This is a genomic window from Frankia sp. CcWB3 (genome assembly GCF_977927595.1).
This window is the reverse complement of the sequence record NZ_CDWRCK010000264.1, coordinates 1-5,528: the sequence shown is the minus strand read 5'-3', so window position 1 is coordinate 5,528 and position 5,528 is coordinate 1. Positions and strand designations below refer to the sequence as shown.

Genomic DNA, 5,528 nt, shown 5'->3' with positions numbered 1-5,528 from the left:
GGCGGGTGGTGGTCGCTGAGGGCAGGAACTCGCACGGTGACACACGCGCGCAGCCGCGACTGAATCACAGTCGGGCGGATCATGATCGGGTAGATCATGGTCGGGTAGATCATGGTCGGGTGGGCGGTGGCGCCGATCCCGGCCCACCCGCCGATCCGGTTCACGACCCGGCGCGGAACTTCTCGGACCCCGTGCGTGACCTCCCCGACAACGCGGCTCGGACCGAGCGGATCCGGTCGGGTCCGGCAGCTGAGGGAACCGCCGCGCCCCGGCGCCGCCAGCCGTCCGAGGGTCGGATCGTCGCGTTCAGCACGCTGGCGACGAGATCCGCCAGGAGGCCCGGGCCGGCGGAACGGCCCGACCACCGCGGCGGTTGGCACGATCCACGCGGCGGTTGGCATGACCCGCGCGGTGCGGGTGTCTCCCCGCCGGGTGGGGCCGATGACCTCCGGCACCGACCCGCGTATTCCTCGTCTCCCCCGGACCCGCGCGCGCCGTCCGGGCTGGACCGGGGATCTCCTCCGGACCCGGACGGCTTCTCCCGGGGAGGCGGTCGGCCGGGTTCCGGGCTACTGGACGAGGTCAGCTTCACCGGGTACCAGCACGCGATCAGGGACGACGACCCACGGACCGCCGGGGAACCCTGGCGCCCCTCGAACCGGATGTCACCGGGCGGTGCCTCCGGCCGGCCACGAGCGGACCCGCTGGGACAGGGCCGGCGGGGGAGCCCTGAAGCCGACGGGCCGGATGTCGGTGACGCCGCCGCCGGTGACGCCGCCGCCGGTGACGCCGCCGCCGTCCCGGAGCCGGCCCGCCCGCACGGCCGCGTGGCCGGTAGCCGAGCCCGTACCCGAGTCCCGGCCGGGGAGGGGGCCGCCAGCACCGTAACCCGGTACTCAGCGCGATTCAGGCGGCGGTGCTCGCGGCGGTCCTCGTCGTCGGCGTCTCGCTCGGCCGGACACTGGCCCTGCCTGGTGACGCCGGGACGATGTCCCGGGTCGCGGACTGGGGACGGGTGAACCATCTGTCCTTCCTCGTGGACCAGTTCGACCGGCGTCGTTAGGGCCTGGCGTCTTAGGGCCTGGCGTCGTCAGGGCATGCTGCCTGGATCCGCGGCCGTCGGAGCGGCCCGGCGGGGGCATGCCCGGCGGGCGCCGTCGGCGGAGATGGGGCTTCGCGGCTCAGGCCCGCAAAAAGTTCGCAAAGATGGCGTACAACGTAGAGGTTTGCCGACCAGAGAGCGATTGTTGTCATCGTTGCCGTACTTGTCGCTTTATGGCCTCCATTGAGTATGATCGAATCAATGTCCGGGTAACCTGCGGATCCTCGGCCACGCGGACCATCCGGGCCGGCGGAGCAGGAGAAGCGGTCCCGGCGAAATTGGTTGCGCCCAGTTTGCCGAATCTTCTTGCATCCGATGGCCCCGGGCGTGTGAAATCGGTATCGGTAGGTCTGTCGCATTCCGTCGACCTCGCCGCGAAGAGGCCCGTCTCGGGCATCCTGGTCGCCGACGTTCGGCCGAGCGCGCGTCCTGGCCTGCCAAAGCATCCAGGGAGGCCACGTGCGTCCAAGACCCGCACCTTCTCCTGCGGCACCCCTGACCGTGAACAGTGGCGGCCAGGGGCGGGTGAGTCAGGACCGGGCCGGGCAGGGTCATGTCGGCAACGGCCGGGCCGGGCAGCTCCCGGACGCCTCCGATGGACCCGGCCGGCTGCCCACCGAGGCCGAGGCTGCCGCGATCACGGCGGCGGTCTTCGACAGCCCGCTGGTGTCCAGGGTGTCGCCGGATGGTCTGCGCATCACCGGCATCCGCACCTCGACCGGCGCACCCGACTGGGCGTTCGCGGTGTTGTCCCCGCCGGGCGGTACCGATCCGGCGATCGCGGTGCTGCGGTGGGACACCAGCTGCGGATGGGTGCTCGACCAGGTGGGGACGGCTCGGGTCGGGATCGGCGGTGGAGCGGCCGGACGGCACGACGACCTGCCGTGCGGGGCCATCACCCGTCGCCGCGGTGCCGGTGTCCGCCGCGGTTGCGAATCCGGCATCCGCCCAGGTGACGCGGCACGGCCCGGCTGAGCGACGGCGCCCTGCCGGCCTGGCGCCGCGCCAGCTACCGTCGTGAGGGTGTCGATGCCGGCCACCGAGGCCTCAGGACAGCCCGGGACCCTCGTGGACTGGTTGCGTGCGCTTCCGGATCAGGCGTTGACCCGGCTCTTCCTCCTACGGCCGGACCTGGCGATGCCGCCCCCACCGGACTTCGAGGTGCTTGCGGCCCGCCTGGAGATCCGGGTCAGCGTGGCCCGCGCGTTGGAACGTCTCGACACGGGCGCCTGCGAGCTCCTGGAGGCGTTGACGATCCTTCCCCGGCCGGTGTCCCTGGCGGAGCTGACAAGGTTCTGCGGGCATCCGGAGGTGTCCGAGCCGGTGGGCCGGCTTCGTGACCTCGGGCTCATCTGGGGCGACGACGACGAGCTGCGGGTTACCGGGATGGTCGTCGACCTCCTCGGCGTGCGCCCGCTGGGGCTCGGCCGTCCCGTGCGAGCCTGCCTGACGACGTACCGGCAGTCCCAGCTCGCCCGGCTCCTGACCGCGGCCGGCCTGCCGGTGCCCCGGGGCGCGGCCGACGAGACGGCGACCGGGTTCGCCGTCCGGGAAGCGATGATCGAGGCGTTGAGCGGCGCCTTCGCGGACGCGGATCGGGTCCGGGAGTGGATCGACGCCTGCTCCTCCCGGGCGCGGCAGCTGCTGGACCGGCTGGCCGCGGGTCCGGCACTCGGCGCCACTACGGAGGCGGGCCGGTTGCTGGGGTTGCCCGCGGCCCGGACCCCGGTGGAGGAGCTGCTCGCCCGCGGCCTGCTCGTCGGATTGGACGAGGAGACCGTCGAGCTGCCGCGCGAGGTTGGGCTGGTCGTGCGCGGCGAGCATCCGGCCGGGGTCCTGCACCCGCACCTGCCCGCCGTCGAGGGAGAGGTCGTCGGGGTGGCGGCGGCCGACGCCGCGGCGGCCCTGGCGGCGGACACCCTCGTCCGGTGGGTCACCACCCTGCTGGACGCCTGGGGCGCGAGCCCGGTCACCCCGCTGCGCACCGGCGGGTTGAGCGTGCGAGACCTGCGGGCCGCCGCGAAACTGCTCGACGTCGACGAGCGGGCCGCGGCCTTCGTGGTGGAGCTGGCCGCGGCGGCCGGCCTGGTCGACACGACCGCGGGGGTCGACGTCCAGTACGTGCCGACCACGGCCTACGACCGCTGGGGCACCGACCTGGTAGCTGCCCGGTGGGCCGTACTGGTCGAGGGCTGGCTGCGCTCGTCGACCGCCGCCTGGCTGGTTGGCGAGCGGGACGAGCGGGGCCGGCAGATCGCTCCCCTGTCGCTGGACGTGCGGCGACTGGCCGCGCAGGACCTGCGTGCCCAGGTCCTGCGGGCGCTGGCCACGGCGCCCGCAGGGGTGGTGCCGACCGCGGAGTCGTTGCGTGCCCTGTTGACCTGGCGAGCGCCGCGGCGCGGCGGAACGCTGCTCGCCGGGACGATCGACGGAACGATTGTCGAGGCCGAGCTGCTTGGGCTGACCGGCCGGGGCGCGCCGAGCACGGTCGGTCGGTTACTCGCCGCCCAGCTCGACGCGGAGAACGCCGATCCGGCGCGGAACGCGGGCGTGCCGAGCCGATCGGCGGCTGGTGATCCCGCGCTGTGCGCCAGGCTCGCCGACGCGCTCGCGCCACTGCTGCCCGAGCCGGTCGAGGAGCTGCTGCTGCAGGGGGATCTCACCGCGGTTGCCCCGGGCCCGCTGGTACCCCGGGTGGCTGCGGAGCTGGCGCGGATGGCGGACGTCGAGTCCGCGGGCGCGGCCACCGTCTACCGGTTCTCCGAGGCCTCGCTGCGTCGCGGCCTGGACTCGGGCCTGGTGGCGGAGGACATCCACGCGATGCTCGCCCGCCTCGGTCGAGGCGGGGCGCCGCAGGCCCTCACCTATCTGATCGACGACACCGCCCGGCGGCACGGCCGGTTGCGGGCTGGTCCTGCCGCGAGCTACCTGCGCTGCGAGGACACGGCGCTGCTCGCCGAAGTGGTCGCCAACCGGCGTACCCAGGCGTTGGGGCTGCGCCGGATCGCGCCGACGATCGTCATCTCCCCACTGCCGACCGCGGAGGTGCTCGTCGGCCTGCGCACCGCCGGGTTCGCACCGGTCGCGGAGGCCCCGGACGGGCGGGTGGTGCTGCGCCGGCCCGCCGCTTATCGGACGCCGGCGCGCCCCCGCGTGGCGTCGGTCGACGTGGCCGGCACCCGGATCAACCAGCTGCGCGACGTGGTCCGGCTGGTCCGCCGAGGCGACGACAGCGCACGGGCGGTCCGGGCAGCCGGTGAGGTTCCCGGCATCGAGGTCGGGCTCACCCGGTCCGCGCCGTTGATCCTGGTGCTGCTGCAGGGAGCCGTCCGGGACCGGCGCCGGGTGCTGCTGGGCTACGTCGACCAGCAGGGTGCGCCGAGCGACCGGATCGTGCGGCCCACCGCTGTCGAGAGCGGCTGGCTCACCGCGTGGGACGAACTCAGCGCCGGCCCGCGTCGTTTTGTCCTGCACCGGGTGACCGGCGTCGCCGACATCGACGACGCGTTCGGCGGGCCGCCGGTGGCGGCGGACTGGTCGGCCGCCGCGGAGGATCTCGCCGATCCGCCATGAGCCGGGCGGGCCGGTGCCGGTGTGCCCGCCTGCCTGCGGGACCCGCGGTGGTTTCAGTCGGGCTTCGGCCCCTCTGGTTACCGTGTCGGTGGTCGGCTGTACCGTCGAAGGGCGCCAGTGAACGAGCAGCGCGCCGCCGGTGTGATCGTGCCGGTGCGACGCCGGTGGCTCGCACCGCACCGATTGGTGCAGGGCGGCTCGTGTTGGTGGTTCACTAATGGGTCGATACCCACGGTGGAACCTACGGCGGACGGAAAGGGCGGTGGCGGGTGACGGATGGCCCGTTGATCGTCCAGTCGGACAAGACGTTGCTGCTTGAGGTCGAGCATCCGAGTGCTGCCGAGGCGCGGTCGGCCATCGCTCCGTTCGCCGAGCTCGAACGGTCTCCGGAGCATGTGCACACCTATCGGGTGACGCCGCTGGCGCTGTGGAACGCCCGTGCCGCCGGCCATGACGCCGAGCAGGTTGTCGATGCGCTGGTTCGCTTCTCCCGTTACGCCGTGCCGCACGCCCTGCTTGTCGACATCGCCGACACGATGGATCGCTACGGTCGGCTGCGCCTGGAGAACGACCCGGCCCACGGGCTGGTGTTGCGTGCTCTCGACCGGGTGGTGCTCGTCGAGGTGGCCCGGGCCAAGAAGGTCGTGCCGATGCTCGGCTCCCGCATCGACGACGACACAATCGCCGTGCACCCCTCCGAGCGCGGCCGGCTCAAGCAGGCGCTGCTCAAACTCGGGTGGCCGGCGGAGGATCTCGCCGGTTACGTCGACGGCGAGGCGCACCGGATCGAACTGCGCCAGGACGGCTGGGAGCTGCGCGACTACCAGAAGGGTGCGGTAGCCGGGTTCTGGGA

Annotated in this window: 5 protein-coding genes; 4 read left to right on the top strand and 1 reads right to left on the bottom strand. The window is 73.3% G+C overall.

What is annotated here, in order from left to right; genetic code table 11:
- On the bottom strand, positions 1-455 hold a 455-nt coding region (locus ACY5KJ_RS17060), incomplete at its 3' end, for a hypothetical protein (RefSeq protein ID WP_462203834.1).
- A 461-nt stretch (positions 456-916) separates the two neighbouring features.
- Between ACY5KJ_RS17060 and ACY5KJ_RS17055 the strand changes: the two genes are divergently transcribed.
- The 4 genes from ACY5KJ_RS17055 to ACY5KJ_RS17040 all read left to right on the top strand — a co-directional run.
- The gene (locus tag ACY5KJ_RS17055) at positions 917-1,063 is read left to right on the top strand and encodes a hypothetical protein (RefSeq protein ID WP_023840655.1); all 147 of its coding nucleotides are present in this window, start codon (positions 917-919) and stop codon (positions 1,061-1,063) included.
- Positions 1,064-1,561: 498 nt separating this feature from the next.
- The gene (locus tag ACY5KJ_RS17050; protein WP_462186145.1) at positions 1,562-2,077 is read left to right on the top strand and encodes a hypothetical protein; all 516 of its coding nucleotides are present in this window, start codon (positions 1,562-1,564) and stop codon (positions 2,075-2,077) included.
- Positions 2,078-2,131: 54 nt separating this feature from the next.
- Complete coding sequence (locus tag ACY5KJ_RS17045) at positions 2,132-4,675, top strand: helicase-associated domain-containing protein (RefSeq protein ID WP_462203833.1); 2,544 nt, start codon at positions 2,132-2,134, stop codon at positions 4,673-4,675.
- A 269-nt stretch (positions 4,676-4,944) separates the two neighbouring features.
- Positions 4,945-5,528, top strand: a 584-nt coding sequence (locus ACY5KJ_RS17040) for a helicase-associated domain-containing protein (protein WP_462203832.1), incomplete at its 3' end; no start/stop codon positions are given.

What these genes read in the sequence shown, in the direction of transcription:
- ACY5KJ_RS17045 (WP_462203833.1), top strand. Translation starts at nt 2,132, where the DNA reads ATGCCGGCCACCGAGGCCTCAGGACAGCCCGGGACCCTCGTGGACTGG.